Raw genomic sequence first — 15,921 nt, 5'->3', positions numbered from 1 at the left:
TTCTACTCGCAGCGCTCTCTTATCGCAAGACGAAGCGACATTACGCTGGGTACTCTACTACCAGCCGACGAGGCGCGACACGGCCTTCGTCGTCAATTTCGCCCATACCGATAAATTTATCGTCTTCACCTTCCGTCACACGAACCAGTCCCTTCAACGGCGCGCCCGTGGTACGAACCGGGTTGCCATTTTTGAAGTATACCGAAGATGTTAACGGCAGATTAACAACAGGATAGTCCGAAGCTGGACTGTCCATTGGCATCAATAATGGATCGAGCAACTGCGCCGCCGGAACGCCCTGCTGTTCCGCCTGTGCTACCAGCTCGCGCAAGTGCTCCAGCGTCACCATACGATCCACCGGATACTTGCTGACCGTCAGACGACGCAGGTAGGTTACGTGCGCGCCACAGCCCAGTTTCTCACCTAAATCATCAATAATGGTACGAATATAGGTGCCTTTGGAGCAATGAACTTCCAGCTCCAGCTCGTTACCTTCATGGCGAATAAACAGCAACTCATAGACGGTAATCGGGCGGGCTTCGCGCGGCACTTCGATACCCTGGCGGGCATATTCGTACAGCTTCTTGCCCTGATACTTCAGCGCCGAATACATTGAGGGAATCTGTTCGATATCCCCACGAAAGGTCTCCAGCGCGCTCGCAAGCTGCTCAGCGCTGAAAGTCACCGGACGCTCCTGCACGATTTGACCATCGGCGTCAGAGGTATCCGTGCGCTGCCCCAGACGGGCAATAACACGATAGCGTTTGTCAGAATCCAGCAGGTACTGCGAAAATTTTGTCGCTTCGCCGAGGCAAATCGGCAACATGCCGGTCGCCAGCGGGTCCAGCGCGCCGGTATGCCCGGCGCGGTTGGCATTGTAGATGCGCTTAACTTTCTGCAGCACGTCATTGCTGGACATACCCTGCGGCTTATCCAGCAGCAGAACGCCGTGAATGTCGCGGCCACGACGACGAGGACGACTCATCAGTCCTCCTTGCTGTCGTCCGGGTTCACACGACGTTCTTCGTCATGTTTCACCACGTTAGTCACCAGGTTGGACATACGCATCCCTTCCACCAGCGAGTTGTCGTAGAAGAAGGTCAGTTCCGGTACGATGCGCAGACGCATCGCTTTACCCAGCAAGCTGCGGATGAAACCAGACGCTTCCTGCAGGGCCTTAATGCCGTTTTTCACAGCCGCTTCGTCCTGATCATTGAGGAACGTCACGAATACTTTGGCGTATGCCAGATCGCGGGACATTTCAACACCCGATACGGTGGTCATCATACCTACACGTGGATCTTTGATTTCGCGTTGCAGGATGAGCGCGATCTCTTTCTGCATCTCTTGCGCTACGCGCTGAGGGCGACCAAATTCTTTCGCCATAATAAATTCTCCAGAATAAAGACAAAAAAGGGGCCATAAGCCCCTTTTTAAATTTCTTGCCGGGTGGCGCTTCGCTTACCCGGCCTACGCCTAATCATCTTCTAAGGATTTTGGATTGCAACAAGGCGGCAAGCTCGTAAATCCCCGGGAGCATAGATAACTATGTGACCGGGGTGAGCGAGCGCAGCCAACGCCGTTGCGGCCCAAAAGACGACGAAGATTAAGCGATGGTACGTTGGATCTCGATGATTTCGAACACTTCAATCATATCGCCAACGCGAACGTCGTTGTAGTTCTTCACGCCGATACCACATTCCATGCCGTTACGGACTTCGTTAACGTCATCTTTGAAGCGGCGCAGGGATTCCAGCTCGCCTTCATAGATAACCACGTTGTCACGCAGAACGCGGATTGGGTTATGGCGTTTAATCGTACCTTCGGTAACCATACAGCCCGCGATCGCGCCGAATTTCGGCGATTTGAACACATCGCGCACTTCAGCCAGACCGATAATCTGCTGTTTCAGTTCCGGAGACAGCATACCGCTCATCGCCGCTTTCACTTCGTCGATCAGGTTATAGATGACGGAGTAGTAACGCAGATCCAGGCTTTCAGATTCGATCACTTTACGCGCAGAGGCATCGGCACGAACGTTGAAGCCCACCAGAATGGCGTTGGACGCCGCAGCCAGGGTCGCGTCGGTTTCGGTGATACCACCTACGCCAGAACCGATGATCTTCACTTTCACTTCGTCGGTAGACAGTTTCAGCAAGGAGTCGGAGATCGCTTCCACAGAACCCTGTACGTCGGCCTTCAGCACGATGTTCACTTCGTGAACTTCGCCTTCGGTCATATTGGCGAACATGTTCTCGAGTTTAGATTTCTGCTGACGAGCCAGTTTAACTTCACGGAATTTACCCTGACGATACAGAGCAACTTCACGCGCTTTCTTCTCGTCACGAACCACGGTCACTTCGTCACCGGCAGCCGGAACGCCGGACAGGCCGAGGATTTCCACCGGAATGGACGGACCCGCTTCCAGCACTTCCTGACCCAGTTCGTTACGCATCGCACGCACGCGGCCGTATTCGAAGCCACACAGCACGATATCGCCCTTATGCAGCGTACCTTCGCGTACCAGAACGGTAGCCACCGGACCACGACCTTTATCCAGGAAGGATTCGATCACCGCGCCGCTCGCCATACCTTTGCGTACCGCTTTCAGTTCCAGAACTTCGGCCTGCAGCAGGATAGCATCAAGCAGTTCGTCAATACCGGTACCCGCTTTCGCAGACACGTGAACGAACTGGCTTTCACCGCCCCACTCTTCCGGCAGAATGCCGTACTGGGACAGTTCGTTCTTAACGCGATCCGGATCGGCTTCCGGCTTATCGATTTTGTTCACCGCAACCACGACCGGCACACCTGCCGCTTTCGCGTGCTGGATAGCTTCGATAGTCTGCGGCATCACGCCGTCGTCTGCCGCTACCACCAGAACCACGATATCCGTTGCCTGGGCGCCGCGAGCACGCATAGAAGTAAACGCGGCGTGACCCGGGGTGTCCAGGAAGGTGATCATCCCGTTGTCAGTTTCAACGTGGTAAGCACCGATGTGCTGGGTAATGCCGCCCGCTTCGCCAGAGGCCACTTTCGTGGAACGAATGTAGTCCAGCAGAGAGGTTTTACCGTGGTCAACGTGACCCATGATGGTCACAACCGGTGCGCGCGGTTCAGCCGCAGCGCCGGTATCACGGTCGCTCATTACCGCTTCTTCCAGTTCGTTTTCACGACGCAGGATAACTTTGTGGCCCATCTCTTCGGCAACCAGCTGTGCGGTTTCCTGGTCGATGACCTGGTTGATGGTGGCCATGGCGCCCAGCTTCATCATCGCTTTGATGACCTGAGAACCTTTCACCGCCATCTTGTTCGCCAGTTCGCCAACGGTGATGGTTTCACCGATCACCACGTCGCGGTTAACGGCCTGAGCGGGCTTCTGGAAGCCTTGCTGTAAAGAAGATCCTTTACGCTTGCCGCCTTTACCGCCGCGAACCGCAGCACGCGCTTCTTCGCGATCGGCTTTGGATTCGGCATGTTTGCCTTTTTTCGCCGGACGCGCCGCTTTTGCATTACGGCCACGACCACGACCGCCTTCTACTTCACGATCGTTTTCGTCTTCGGCCTGGCGAGCGTGCTGAGAAGTGGTGACATGATAGTCACTGGTGTCTTCTACTGGCTCAGGCGTTGCGGTCCATTTGTTTTCTTCCGCCATGCGGCGAGCTTCTTCTGCTACACGACGCGCTTCTTCTTCGAGTTTGCGACGTGCTTCTTCTTCCGCTTTACGCTTCAGCTCTGCAGCTTCATTCTCACGGCGGGCTTTTTCGGCCTGGGCGGTTTTGGTCATATCGTCAGTCTGTTGATTGCTCACTTTGTCTTTTTCCGCAGCTTCACGTTTCGCTTTTTCAGCGGCTTCACGCTTAGCTTGTTCTGCGGCCTCGCGTTCAGCTTTTTGTTGCGCCTCGCGTTTGGCCTGTTCTTCTGCCTCACGACGGGCTTGCTCTTCCGCTTCACGCTGCGCCTGCTCTTCCGCGGCCAGGCGTTCAGCCTCTTGCGGATCGCGTTTCACAAAGGTGCGCTTCTTGCGGACTTCGATTTGTACCGATTTACTTTTTCCACCGGTACCTGGAATGTTCAGGGTGCTGCGCGTCTTACGCTGCAGCGTCAGTTTATCGGGACCAGAAACCGCTTCGCGGTTCAGGTGCGCCAGTAAAGTCTGTTTTTCTTGTGCGGACACAGAGTCGTCAGCAGATTTCCGGATACCTGCATCAGCAAACTGCTGTACCAGGCGATCCACGGAAACCTGTCTCTCTGCGGCCAGCGCTTTTAGGGTTACATCTGTCATGCTGTTCCTTCCTGCTACAGTTTATTACGCTTCGTCGCCGAACCAGCAAATATTACGGGCAGCCATAATCAGCTCACCGGCTTTTTCGTCGGTCAACCCTTCGATATCAGCCAGATCATCAATGCCCTGGTCGGCGAGATCTTCCAGCGTACAAACACCACGAGCCGCCAGTTTGAAAGCCATATCGCGATCTAATCCTTCCAGATTCAGCAGATCGTCAGCCGGTTTGTTATCACCGAGGCTTGCTTCCTGGTCCTGCGCCAGAGTGGCCAGTGCGTTTTTAGCACGCTCGCGCAGTGCTTCAACGGTCGGCTCATCAAGGCCGTCAATTTCCAGCAGTTCTTTCATTGGCACATAGGCCAGTTCTTCGAGCGTGGAGAAACCTTCTTCTACCAGAACGGTCGCGAACTCTTCATCAATATCAAGATATTTAGTAAAGATCTCGATAGCGGCATGTGCTTCAGCCTGATGTTTAGCCTGCAAGTCATCAACGGTCATTACGTTGAGTTCCCAGCCGCTCAATTGCGAAGCCAGGCGGACGTTCTGACCATTACGTCCGATCGCCTGCGCCAGATTACCGGCTTCAACGGCGATATCCATGGTATGTTTATCTTCGTCCACCACGATAGACGCGACGTCTGCCGGCGCCATCGCATTAATGACGAACTGCGCCGGGTTATCATCCCACAGCACGATATCAATACGCTCACCGCCCAGTTCGGTAGAGACCGCCTGAACGCGCGCGCCGCGCATCCCCACGCAAGCGCCGACCGGATCGATACGTTTATCGTTGGTTTTCACTGCGATTTTCGCACGAGAACCCGGATCGCGAGCCGCCGCTTTAATTTCAATCACTTCTTCGCCGATTTCCGGCACTTCGATGCGGAACAGTTCGATCAGCATTTCCGGCTTGGAACGGGTGACGAACAGCTGCGCGCCACGCGCTTCCGGGCGAACAGCATACAGCACGCCGCGAATACGGTCGCCAGGGCGGAAGTTTTCGCGCGGCAGCATATCTTCACGCAGAATCACCGCTTCAGCGTTACCGGCCATCCCTTCGGATTTAATTTCCAGAGAGATATTGTCGCGGTTCACTTTCTTCACCACGCCAGTGACGATTTCGCCTTCCTGGTCACGGAACTGATCGACAACCATCGCCCGTTCAGCTTCACGCACTTTCTGAACGATAACCTGTTTCGCAGTCTGCGTGGTGATACGGTCAAAGGTGACAGATTCAATCTGATCTTCAACATAGTCGCCGACATTCAGGCTTTCGTCTTCAAAACGCGCCGCTTCCAGCGTAATTTCCTTCGTCGGCATGGTTACTTCTTCAACGATCAACCAACGGCGGAAAGTATCAAAATCACCGCTTTTACGATCGATTTCTACACGAACATCGATCTCCTGCTCATATTTTTTCTTTGTTGCTGTCGCCAGCGCACTTTCCAGCGCTTCAAAAATTTTTTCGCGTGGCAGCGCTTTTTCGTTGGAGACGGCTTCAACAACAGCCAAAATTTCTTTGTTCATCGCGGGCTTTTCACCTCATCCAGACTGTTAAAAGTGGGGAACCAGGTTCGCCTTCTGGATATTACTCAGCGCGAACACTTCATCTTTGCCTTCGACTGTGACGGTAATCATTTCACCGTCCACCGCTTTGATAATGCCCTGCCACTTGCGACGGTTCTGTACCGCCATGCGAAGAACCAGCGCGACTTCTTCACCCTGGAAACGCGCATAATGATCGGCAGTGAACATAGGACGGTCGAGACCCGGTGACGAGACTTCAAGGTTGTAAGCCACGGAGATAGGATCTTCAACGTCCAGCACCGCGCTTACCTGGTGGCTCACATCAGCACAATCATCAACATTGATGCCATCTTCACTATCAATATAGATGCGCAGTGTGGATGTGCGACCGCGAATAAATTCGATGCCGACCAGCTCGTAGCCTAAGGCTTCAACTGGCGCTGTAATCATCTCTGTTAATTTTTGCTCTAATGTGGACAAGCCCACCCCCAAGACATAAAAAAAGGGCCTAAAGCCCAGTTATTCTGTAGTCAGATAACAAAAAACCCCGATAAATCGGGGCTTTAGATAACTGAACCCTATAACCGCAACGGCGGTCTGGTGTACCTTCCGAAAGAATTTTTTTCAAATCCAGCTACGAAGGACATAATCTTCACAGTATATTTGAAAAAGAACTCTAAGGGAAAGTGGTTGCGGGGGCCGGATTTGAACCGACGACCTTCGGGTTATGAGCCCGACGAGCTACCAGGCTGCTCCACCCCGCGCCTGAAACGTGGCAAATTCTACTCGTTTTGGGCAAAATTTGCAAATACTGCTGGGATTTGGTACCGAGGACGGGACGTAAAATCTGCGCACAGTATAGTGACCAGGCATGAGTTATGTCAACCCTATTCCCAATATGCAGATGAATGAATACCACTCTTCGTTATACTCATCCCACCTCTCCGGCTTATACATGCATTTCACAACGTTATTTCAGTAAACCTTCACTAAACGCTTCCTGTCTCTGCTAAAAGATGATTAAATGAAAACTCATTTATTTTGCATAAAAATGCACTAAAGCAGAAACCGATCTCATTATCAGTCAATCAAGCAGGGTTCTATTCTATGACGACGATTCTTAAGCATCTTCCAGCAGGTCAACGTATTGGTATCGCTTTTTCCGGCGGTCTGGACACCAGCGCCGCGCTGCTGTGGATGCGACAAAAAGGAGCTGTCCCATATGCCTATACTGCGAATCTGGGACAACCGGATGAGGATGACTATGACGCCATTCCTCGTCGCGCAATGGAGTATGGCGCAGAGAATGCTCGCCTGATTGATTGCCGCAAGCAGTTGGTTGCAGAAGGGATCGCAGCGATTCAGTGCGGCGCTTTCCATAATACGACTGGCGGACTGACCTATTTCAATACCACGCCGCTGGGCCGTGCCGTGACCGGCACGATGCTGGTCGCCGCGATGAAAGAAGACGGCGTGAATATCTGGGGCGACGGCAGTACCTATAAAGGCAACGATATTGAACGTTTCTATCGTTACGGCCTGCTGACGAATGCTGAATTACAGATTTACAAACCGTGGCTGGATACCGACTTTATCGATGAGCTGGGTGGTCGCCATGAGATGTCTGAATTTATGATTGCCTGCGGTTTCGACTATAAGATGTCAGTCGAAAAAGCCTACTCCACCGACTCCAACATGCTCGGCGCCACGCATGAAGCGAAAGATCTGGAGTTTCTTAACTCCAGCGTCAAGATCGTCAACCCGATTATGGGCGTGAAGTTCTGGGACGAGAGCGTGAAGATCCCGGCAGAAGAGGTGACCGTCCGCTTCGAGCAGGGCCACCCTGTTGCCCTGAACGGTAAAACCTTCAGCGATGATGTTGAGATGATGCTGGAAGCGAACCGCATCGGCGGCCGTCACGGCCTGGGTATGAGCGACCAAATTGAAAACCGCATCATTGAAGCAAAAAGCCGCGGTATTTATGAAGCCCCCGGAATGGCACTGCTGCACATCGCTTACGAGCGTCTGTTGACCGGTATTCACAACGAAGACACCATTGAGCAATATCACTCTCATGGTCGTCAGTTGGGCAAACTGCTGTATCAGGGCCGCTGGTTCGACTCGCAGGCGCTGATGCTGCGTGACGGCCTGCAACGTTGGGTCGCCAGCCAGATTACCGGTGAAGTGACGTTGGAGCTGCGTCGCGGCAACGACTACTCCATCCTGAACACCGTGTCAGACAACCTGACCTATAAGGCTGAGCGTCTGACCATGGAGAAAGGCGAGTCCGTATTCTCACCGGACGATCGTATTGGCCAGTTGACCATGCGTAATCTGGACATTACCGATACCCGCGAGAAACTGTTCGGCTACGCGAAAGCGGGTCTGTTAACCGCCTCTTCCGCGACCGGTCTGCCGCAGGTTGAGAACCTGGAAAACAAAGGCAAATAAGCCCGCGTCGTTGATGCAACAGGCCGCGAAAGCGGCCTTTTTTGTGAATATCACCCCAGGTTGATGCAAATGGCTGATTTGCCAGTTAATCAAACTGGACAACATTTCGCACCCTGTCAAAGCATTGTGCAGCCATGTCTTTTTCAGTCATCATTATATAGTCAACGCCCCCGCCAAAATCCGGCCCAGCGACAGCCAGTAATGCTGTTGTAGAATGAATTTCTTCATCCCAGCTAAAAAGCTGTCGCCATCTTGTATCATTTTGATTCAGTTCATCTTCCACACTACGTTGGAGAGGAATTGTCCACCCTCCCAGAAGATCGCCGGAATAGCAGGCATCAACTCGATACGGGTTATCCTGTTCGTAATCACTTAACGCGTCATACCATGATTCATACGCTTTCTGCTGCGTAACGCTTAATCCCTCGCAGACTGACGGAACACTGATAACGGAAAGAGGTTCCAGGCACTCAACCTGTGTACACAATTGCCATGGTTCACGAAATTCAATCTTATTGTAAAAAGCCAGCAAGTCATCTGGCACAGCTAGCGTGCTTAATGTATCTACCTCAACATCGTGCCAGAAAACAAAGGGCTGCCGATCTTCCCAGGTAACATCGACAAAGAAGCTCAATAACCCCCGCCTGGGAAGCAGTGGATCAAACCCCGGGAGTAACGCCAGGTCACTCAAATTTAGTTGGGCAACGAAAGCAAGCGGAAAATCAACCAACTGATTCTCTATGCGGATGTCAGTTTCGGTTAATAACCGTTGCTGTACTGACCGATACTTCTCCTCATCAAAATCTTCCGCTGGCTGCCCAAGCAGCTTACGCCCTTCATTGAGCAGCTCATAACTCATTTTCATTTCATGAACAAACATGGCATTTCGCGTTTTTTCAGCTTTCAGCTTTAGCACGCGAGATGTGGCATTAACCGATTTTTTTCGTATAGGCCAGTTTTGTCCTAATGGCCAGTCGGGTAGACCGCCCAACCGCGATGCCCCCACCTTTACTGTTTCCATATCCCGCAGACAACGTTTAAATGCAATAGCAGCACGTGCCTGTTGCACGACTTTCTCCTGAATAGCAGAGCTCAAATTGGATGTGCGCAATTCGGCAATCAATCCAGCACGATCGAAAAATAAACTCATTAATCTCTTCCTTAGATATTCGGCTCAGTGCAAAGGAAGATTAGATAAAACTACTTGAGAAAAAGATATGGAGGGGGATAACAGATACAAGCATTTCAGATTATAGCTGAACAACTACCGTCTTCAATGAACGAAGATGATCTCGTAATCGGTGGAGTTAACCTGACGCAGGGAGATCACCAGAGAGGACATACATGAGTATGTATGGAGGGCTATCTCAACGTATTGACGGGGCCATGCCAGGGACGCGTGTAAACTTGCTTCAACCTCCTCTCTGAGAGCAGTTTCAACAGACGAAAAAAAGACGCTTTTCAGCGTCTCTTTTCTGGAATATTGGTACCGAGGACGGGACTTGAACCCGTAAGCCCTATTGGGCACTACCACCTCAAGGTAGCGTGTCTACCAATTCCACCACCTCGGCACGGATACTGCTATTAGCGCGGGATATCGCTGGTCGGCTGGGCCGGTGCAGCAGGTTGAGTCTGCTCGGTCTTCGCCGGCGCGCTCAGATTTTCCCACTCGCTTCCTTTATTGGTTTTGTTGCTATTGATATTACCCAACACCAGACTGATGATGAAGAACAGCGTCGCCAATACCGCCGTCATTCGGGTCATGAAGTTACCAGAACCACTTGAACCAAATAGCGTAGCGGAAGCGCCTGCTCCGAAGGAGGCTCCCATATCAGCGCCTTTACCTTGCTGCAGCATGATCAGACCTACAAGGCCAATTGCCACAATAAGGAAAACAACTAAAAGAGCTTCGTACATAATCAACCTGTTCCTTGCGGAGTTGCCGCGTACCAATGCTTCTACCAATAAAGCGGGATTTTTACTGTTTCCCACTGAAGCGGGTGTGAATACTAACCAAAGCGAATGACCTTCGCAAGGGCAATTTAAGCGCATTGTATCAACTGCGGAAAAAAACAGCAAAAGCGTTGTTTTTTGCGGGCCGTAAGGCGGCAACCGCCGCCTTTTTAGTCACTTAAACGCTTAAACGGCTTTTACCGCATCCGCGATACGATGGGCGAATGCCGTAACCTGCGCTTCATCCTCGCCCTCCACCATCACGCGAATCAACGGTTCGGTACCGGATTTACGTAGCAGTACCCGCCCACGATTGCCGAGCGTGGCTTCTACGTCCGCCGTTACCGCTTTCACCGCTTCATTTTCCAGCGGATCGCCGCTACCGGCGGTGTAACGCACGTTAACCAGAATCTGCGGGAACATTTTCATACCGCTGCACAGATCGTGCAGACTCATATGATTACGCACCATCGCCGCCAGAACTTGTAGCCCCGCTACAATACCGTCGCCAGTGGTCGTTTTATCCAACAGAATAACGTGACCAGAGTTTTCCGCGCCGATGCGCCAGCCTTTTTCCTGCAATTTTTCCAGCACGTAGCGGTCGCCCACTTTCGCCCGGGCAAACGGAATGCCAAGCTGCTTGAGCGCCAGCTCCAGCCCCATATTGCTCATCAGCGTCCCCACCGCGCCGCCGCGCAGCTGCCCCTGGCGCAGCCCTTCGCGCGCGATGATATACATGATCTGATCGCCATCGACTTTATTGCCTTCATGGTCAACCATGATGACCCGGTCGCCGTCGCCGTCAAGCGCGATGCCGAGGTCCGCCTTCTCCGCCAACACGCGCGCCTGCAACGCGCGCACGTCGGTCGCGCCCACTTCTTCGTTAATGTTGACGCCGTTTGGCTCACAGCCGATGGCGATAACGGTCGCTCCCAGCTCGCGCAGCACATTCGGCGCGATATGGTAGGTAGCGCCGTTGGCGCAATCCACAACCACTTTCAGGCCATTGAGGCTCAGTTCGTTCGGGAAGGTGCCTTTACAGAACTCAATATAGCGTCCGGCGGCATCGACGATGCGGCTCGCTTTCCCCAGCTCGGCGGAGTCTACGCAGGTGATCTCTTTTTCCATTTCGGCTTCGATGGCTTCTTCCACATCGTCAGGCAGTTTCGTACCGTCGATAGAGAAGAATTTAATGCCGTTATCATAGAACGGGTTATGCGAAGCCGAGATAACGATACCCGCCTCCGCGCGGAAAGTCCGCGTCAGATAGGCGACGGCTGGCGTTGGCATAGGTCCGGTAAACGAGGCCGACAGCCCCGCAGCGGCAAGGCCCGCCTCCAGCGCGGACTCCAGCATATAGCCGGAAATACGCGTATCTTTACCGATAATGATTTTACGCGAGCCATGACGCGCCAGCACTTTTCCGGCAGCCCAACCCAGTTTAAGCACGAAATCAGGTGTAATGGGGGCATTGCCTACACGTCCGCGAATCCCATCGGTACCGAAATATTTACGATTACTCATAGCGTTTGTTTCCCTTTGCAGACAGAGTGGCTTCCACCACCCGCATCGCCTCTACGGTTTCTTTGACGTCATGGACGCGAATGATCTGCGCGCCCTGCATCGCGGCAATTACCGCGCACGCAAGGCTGCCGTTCAGACGGTCTGATGGTCCCACGTTAAGTAACTGACCAACCATCGTTTTACGTGACATGCCCACCAGCAGCGGCAGGTTAAAATGATGAAACTCACCCAGTCGCGCCAGTAAGGTATAATTGTGAGAGAGATTTTTACCGAAACCGAATCCGGGGTCGAGCAACAATTTCTCTTTTGCGATGCCGGCCTTCTCACAACGTGCTATTTGCTCAATAAAGTAGCGATTCACCTCGGCAAAGACATCGTCATATTTCGGCGCCTCCTGCATGGTTTTGGGGTTGCCCTGCATGTGCATAAGACTGACCGGCAAGCCGGTTTCCGCTGCCGCTTCCAACGCGCCGGGCTCGGAGAGCGAACGGACATCATTGATAATATGCGCGCCCGCCCTTGCCGCTTCACGGATCACCTCGGGTTTAGAGGTATCCACAGAAATCCACACTTCAAAACGTTGCGCGATTGCTTCCAGTACCGGAATAACGCGATCCAGCTCTTCTTCCACGCTCACTTCCGCCGCGCCTGGTCGCGTTGATTCCCCCCCCACATCAATAATTGTCGCCCCGGCATTCACCATTAAATTCGCATGTTTCACCGCCTCAATCAGCGTGTTATGCGCGCCGCCGTCGGAGAACGAATCCGGCGTTACGTTCAGGATCCCCATAACATGCGGATGAGTGAGATCGAGCGTGGCGCCCTGAGCGAAGAGTTTCATGGTCAAAATCCCTGTTTTATTTATGGTGAGTTAAAAAAGAAAAACCCCGGGGCAAGCCCCAGGGTTTCGGTGAGCGCTAAACATAATGTTGTACAACAAATGCTTATTTGTCGCCCAGCTGCTCTGACATCGTGTTGCCCGGGTTCGGCGTACGTGGTTCATCAACCGGACGCGGCGCCTGAGGCGTACCATTGCTGTCAGAGTTATTGGTGCCGTTTGGATCTTCCCAGCCCGCAGGCGGACGCACTTCACGACGCGCCATCAGGTCATCAATCTGCGGCGCATCGATGGTTTCATATTTCATCAGCGCATCTTTCATCGCGTGCAGAATATCCATATTGTCAGTCAGGATCTGACGAGCGCGATTGTAGTTACGTTCAATCAGCGCTTTCACTTCCTGGTCGATGATACGCGCAGTTTCATCAGACATATGTTTCGCTTTTGCGACGCTACGGCCGAGGAACACTTCGCCCTCTTCTTCCGCGTACAGCAACGGACCGAGTTTCTCCGAGAAGCCCCACTGGGTGACCATGTTACGCGCCAGGTTAGTCGCGACTTTAATGTCGTTCGACGCGCCGGTAGAAACATGCTCAACGCCGTAGATAATCTCTTCCGCCAGACGTCCGCCGTACAGCGTGCTGATTTGGCTTTCCAGCTTCTGACGGCTGGCGCTGATCGCGTCGCCTTCAGGCAGGAAGAAGGTCACGCCCAGCGCACGACCGCGCGGGATAATCGTCACTTTGTGCACCGGATCGTGTTCCGGCACCAGGCGACCGATAATCGCGTGGCCCGCTTCGTGGTACGCGGTCGACTCTTTCTGCGCTTCCGTCATCACCATGGAGCGACGTTCGGCGCCCATCATGATTTTGTCTTTCGCTTTCTCGAACTCAACCATCGACACTACGCGTTTGTTGCCGCGTGCGGCAAACAGCGCCGCTTCGTTGACCAGGTTCGCCAGGTCCGCACCGGAGAAGCCCGGCGTACCGCGCGCAATGATCGCCGCATCAATATCCGTCGCTAACGGTACGCGACGCATATGCACCTTCAAAATCTGCTCACGACCGCGAACATCCGGCAGACCTACCACCACCTGACGGTCAAAACGGCCTGGACGCAGCAGCGCCGGGTCCAGAACGTCCGGACGGTTAGTTGCAGCGATGACGATGATACCTTCGTTACCTTCGAAGCCGTCCATCTCAACCAGCATCTGGTTCAACGTCTGCTCACGTTCATCGTGACCACCGCCCAGACCAGCGCCACGCTGGCGACCTACGGCGTCAATTTCATCGATGAAGATAATGCACGGCGCCGCTTTCTTGGCCTGTTCGAACATGTCACGCACACGAGACGCGCCGACACCGACGAACATTTCCACAAAGTCAGAACCGGAAATCGTAAAGAATGGCACCTTCGCTTCACCCGCAATGGCTTTTGCCAGCAGGGTTTTACCGGTACCCGGCGGGCCGACCATCAGGACGCCTTTCGGAATTTTACCGCCCAGCTTCTGGAAACGGCTCGGTTCACGCAGGTATTCAACCAGTTCCGCCACTTCTTCTTTCGCTTCGTCACAACCCGCGACGTCAGCAAACGTGGTTTTGATCTGATCTTCCGTCAGCATACGCGCCTTGCTCTTACCGAACGACATGGCGCCTTTGCCACCGCCGCCCTGCATCTGACGCATGAAGAAGATCCAGACGCCGATCAGCAACAGCATCGGGAACCAGGAAATGAAGATAGAAGCCAGCAGGCTTGGCTCTTCAGGTGGTTCGCCAACAACCTTGACGTTTTTAGTCAGCAGGTTATCAAGCAGCTTCGGATCATTAATCGGAATGTAAGTCGTGTAACGGTTACTATCTTTCTTGGTAACGTTGATCTCACGTCCGTTGATACGCGCTTCGCGAACCTGGTCCTGATTGACCTCTTGCAGGAAGGTAGAGTAATCCACCTTACGGCCATTAGACTCGCTGGGCCCAAAGCTCTGGAATACTGACATCAGCACAACGGCAATGACCAGCCAGAGTATTAGGTTTTTCGCCATGTCACTCAAGGGATTAACCTCTTATTACAACTGTGTTAAAAACAGCGTCAGGATACTCTATATCCAGTTTCTTTCAAACCTTACGTCTGAAATCTGCCGGTTATCACTTTCGCCCGGTCGCTACAATGTACACTTCACGCGAACGCGCACGCGAAGAGTCCGGCTTACGAACTTTAACCTTCGTAAACAGGGAGCGAATTTCCCTTAGATACTCATCGAAACCTTCGCCCTGGAACACCTTCACTACAAAACTTCCGCCTGGCGCCAGCACATCGCGGCACATCTCTAACGCCAGCTCCACCAGATACATGGCGCGGGGGATATCCACCGCCGGTGTTCCGCTCATGTTTGGTGCCATATCCGACATGACAACTTGTACTTTACTGTCACCCACGCGTTCCAGTAACGCTTTCATGACAAGTTCATCACGAAAATCGCCCTGAAGAAAGTCCACACCAACGATAGGATCCATAGGTAAAAGATCACAAGCGATGATGCGGCCTTTGCCGCCAATCTGCGTGACCACATACTGTGACCAGCCTCCTGGCGCAGCGCCGAGATCGACTACCGTCATTCCCGGCTTAAAAAGTTTGTCACTTTGCTGTATTTCATCAAGTTTAAACCAGGCACGGGAGCGTAGCCCCTTTTTCTGCGCCTGTTGAACATATTTATCGCTAAAGTGTTCCTGAAGCCAGCGGCTTGAGCTGGCAGAACGCTTTTTACCTGTCATTTAACTTTCCCGTCGGGGCAGTTCATCGTAGCCAATGGCGTAAATTTCTACACGCCTATTTGGCGATATAAGGGAGATGGCGGTAGAATGACCCGTTTTCAATCCCAACGTAAGCAAAAATATACGATGAATCTGAGTACTAAACAAAAACAGCACCTAAAAGGTCTGGCACATCCGCTCAAGCCTGTTGTTATGCTTGGCAATAATGGTTTGACCGAAGGGGTACTGGCCGAGATTGAACAAGCGTTAGAGCACCATGAACTTATCAAGGTGAAAATCGCCTCGGAAGATCGCGAAACAAAAACCTTGATCGTGGACGCTATCGTGCGCGAAACCGGCGCCTGTAACGTACAGGTCATCGGTAAAACGCTGGTGCTGTATCGCCCAACTAAAGAGCGTAAAATCTCGCTGCCGCGTTAAGGATATCCTAAAGTCGAACACAAAATCTGTGTAAAACGAGGGGTTTTCCACGAGCAGGAGAGCAAAATGCCACGCTCTCTCCGTTGATAAAAGGCCGCTATGCGGCCTTTTTCCTTTCTTTACAATACACCAACAATTTGCGTATTGAGTAC

At 52.7% G+C, this 15,921-nt stretch carries 13 protein-coding genes and 2 tRNA genes; 2 read left to right on the top strand and 13 right to left on the bottom strand.

What is annotated here, in order from left to right; translation table 11 throughout:
- Window positions 1–40: 40 nt before the first annotated feature.
- From truB to ACH0WD_RS16025, 6 genes are all read right to left on the bottom strand, one after another.
- Window positions 41–985, bottom strand: a complete 945-nt coding sequence (truB, locus tag ACH0WD_RS16050; protein WP_000089678.1) for a tRNA pseudouridine(55) synthase TruB — start codon at window positions 983–985, stop codon at window positions 41–43.
- Window positions 985–1,386 carry a 30S ribosome-binding factor RbfA gene (rbfA, locus tag ACH0WD_RS16045; protein WP_001040208.1) on the bottom strand — a complete coding sequence of 134 codons (402 nt, stop codon included), beginning with the start codon at window positions 1,384–1,386 and terminating at the stop codon, window positions 985–987. The genes truB and rbfA overlap by 1 nt, the downstream gene beginning before the upstream one ends.
- Window positions 1,387–1,606: 220 nt before the next feature.
- Complete coding sequence (gene infB / locus ACH0WD_RS16040; RefSeq protein ID WP_000133064.1) at window positions 1,607–4,285, bottom strand: translation initiation factor IF-2; 2,679 nt, start codon at window positions 4,283–4,285, stop codon at window positions 1,607–1,609.
- 24 nt (window positions 4,286–4,309) lie between these two features.
- Entirely contained in the window at window positions 4,310–5,812 is a 1,503-nt protein-coding gene (gene nusA / locus ACH0WD_RS16035) for a transcription termination factor NusA (protein ID WP_001031038.1), read from the bottom strand.
- Between the two features lie 27 nt (window positions 5,813–5,839).
- Window positions 5,840–6,292, bottom strand: coding sequence for a ribosome maturation factor RimP (rimP, locus tag ACH0WD_RS16030; protein ID WP_000105461.1), 453 nt, complete (start codon window positions 6,290–6,292; stop codon window positions 5,840–5,842).
- A 207-nt stretch (window positions 6,293–6,499) separates the two neighbouring features.
- Window positions 6,500–6,576, bottom strand: a tRNA-Met gene (locus ACH0WD_RS16025).
- A gap of 343 nt (window positions 6,577–6,919) precedes the next feature.
- On the opposite strand from ACH0WD_RS16025, the gene argG reads away from it, so the two are divergent.
- Window positions 6,920–8,263: an argininosuccinate synthase gene (gene argG / locus ACH0WD_RS16020; protein ID WP_000207646.1), complete on the top strand. Its 1,344-nt coding sequence runs from the start codon at window positions 6,920–6,922 to the stop codon at window positions 8,261–8,263.
- An 85-nt stretch (window positions 8,264–8,348) separates the two neighbouring features.
- Here the strand turns inward: argG and ACH0WD_RS16015 are convergent, their stop codons facing one another.
- From ACH0WD_RS16015 to rlmE, 7 genes are all read right to left on the bottom strand, one after another.
- The gene (locus ACH0WD_RS16015; protein ID WP_000051502.1) at window positions 8,349–9,413 is read right to left on the bottom strand and encodes a YwqG family protein; all 1,065 of its coding nucleotides are present in this window, start codon (window positions 9,411–9,413) and stop codon (window positions 8,349–8,351) included.
- 334 nt (window positions 9,414–9,747) lie between these two features.
- Window positions 9,748–9,834, bottom strand: a tRNA-Leu gene (locus tag ACH0WD_RS16010).
- Between the two features lie 13 nt (window positions 9,835–9,847).
- Window positions 9,848–10,180: a preprotein translocase subunit SecG gene (secG, locus tag ACH0WD_RS16005; protein WP_000272680.1), complete on the bottom strand. Its 333-nt coding sequence runs from the start codon at window positions 10,178–10,180 to the stop codon at window positions 9,848–9,850.
- A gap of 222 nt (window positions 10,181–10,402) precedes the next feature.
- Window positions 10,403–11,740, bottom strand: coding sequence for a phosphoglucosamine mutase (gene glmM, locus ACH0WD_RS16000; protein ID WP_000071169.1), 1,338 nt, complete (start codon window positions 11,738–11,740; stop codon window positions 10,403–10,405).
- Window positions 11,733–12,581 carry a dihydropteroate synthase gene (gene folP, locus ACH0WD_RS15995; RefSeq protein WP_000764711.1) on the bottom strand — a complete coding sequence of 283 codons (849 nt, stop codon included), beginning with the start codon at window positions 12,579–12,581 and terminating at the stop codon, window positions 11,733–11,735. The genes glmM and folP overlap by 8 nt, the downstream gene beginning before the upstream one ends.
- A 103-nt stretch (window positions 12,582–12,684) precedes the next feature.
- Window positions 12,685–14,619, bottom strand: coding sequence for an ATP-dependent zinc metalloprotease FtsH (gene ftsH, locus ACH0WD_RS15990; protein ID WP_001107481.1), 1,935 nt, complete (start codon window positions 14,617–14,619; stop codon window positions 12,685–12,687).
- A gap of 103 nt (window positions 14,620–14,722) precedes the next feature.
- The gene (gene rlmE / locus ACH0WD_RS15985) at window positions 14,723–15,349 is read right to left on the bottom strand and encodes a 23S rRNA (uridine(2552)-2'-O)-methyltransferase RlmE (RefSeq protein WP_000145974.1); all 627 of its coding nucleotides are present in this window, start codon (window positions 15,347–15,349) and stop codon (window positions 14,723–14,725) included.
- 126 nt (window positions 15,350–15,475) lie between these two features.
- On the opposite strand from rlmE, the gene yhbY reads away from it, so the two are divergent.
- Window positions 15,476–15,769, top strand: coding sequence for a ribosome assembly RNA-binding protein YhbY (yhbY, locus tag ACH0WD_RS15980; RefSeq protein WP_001592995.1), 294 nt, complete (start codon window positions 15,476–15,478; stop codon window positions 15,767–15,769).
- The last annotated feature ends 152 nt before the right edge of the window (window positions 15,770–15,921 follow it).

It is taken from the genome of Salmonella sp. 2020_1395 (assembly GCF_043848115.1).
Taxonomy (GTDB): domain Bacteria; phylum Pseudomonadota; class Gammaproteobacteria; order Enterobacterales; family Enterobacteriaceae; genus Salmonella; species Salmonella enterica.
Note: the sequence above shows the minus strand (reverse complement) of the source record. Positions and strands in the feature narration are given on the sequence as shown.

Bases quoted from the DNA above. Each gene is read 5' to 3' on its own strand.
- ftsH (WP_001107481.1), bottom strand. From the start codon at position 14,619: ATGGCGAAAAACCTAATACTCTGGCTGGTCATTGCCGTTGTGCTGATG.
- secG (WP_000272680.1), bottom strand. From the start codon at position 10,180: ATGTACGAAGCTCTTTTAGTTGTTTTCCTTATTGTGGCAATTGGCCTT.
- nusA (WP_001031038.1), bottom strand. From the start codon at position 5,812: ATGAACAAAGAAATTTTGGCTGTTGTTGAAGCCGTCTCCAACGAAAAA.
- rbfA (WP_001040208.1), bottom strand. From the start codon at position 1,386: ATGGCGAAAGAATTTGGTCGCCCTCAGCGCGTAGCGCAAGAGATGCAG.
- rlmE (WP_000145974.1), bottom strand. From the start codon at position 15,349: ATGACAGGTAAAAAGCGTTCTGCCAGCTCAAGCCGCTGGCTTCAGGAA.
- yhbY (WP_001592995.1), top strand. From the start codon at position 15,476: ATGAATCTGAGTACTAAACAAAAACAGCACCTAAAAGGTCTGGCACAT.
- ACH0WD_RS16015 (WP_000051502.1), bottom strand. From the start codon at position 9,413: ATGAGTTTATTTTTCGATCGTGCTGGATTGATTGCCGAATTGCGCACA.
- glmM (WP_000071169.1), bottom strand. From the start codon at position 11,740: ATGAGTAATCGTAAATATTTCGGTACCGATGGGATTCGCGGACGTGTA.
- argG (WP_000207646.1), top strand. From the start codon at position 6,920: ATGACGACGATTCTTAAGCATCTTCCAGCAGGTCAACGTATTGGTATC.
- infB (WP_000133064.1), bottom strand. From the start codon at position 4,285: ATGACAGATGTAACCCTAAAAGCGCTGGCCGCAGAGAGACAGGTTTCC.
- truB (WP_000089678.1), bottom strand. From the start codon at position 985: ATGAGTCGTCCTCGTCGTCGTGGCCGCGACATTCACGGCGTTCTGCTG.
- folP (WP_000764711.1), bottom strand. From the start codon at position 12,581: ATGAAACTCTTCGCTCAGGGCGCCACGCTCGATCTCACTCATCCGCAT.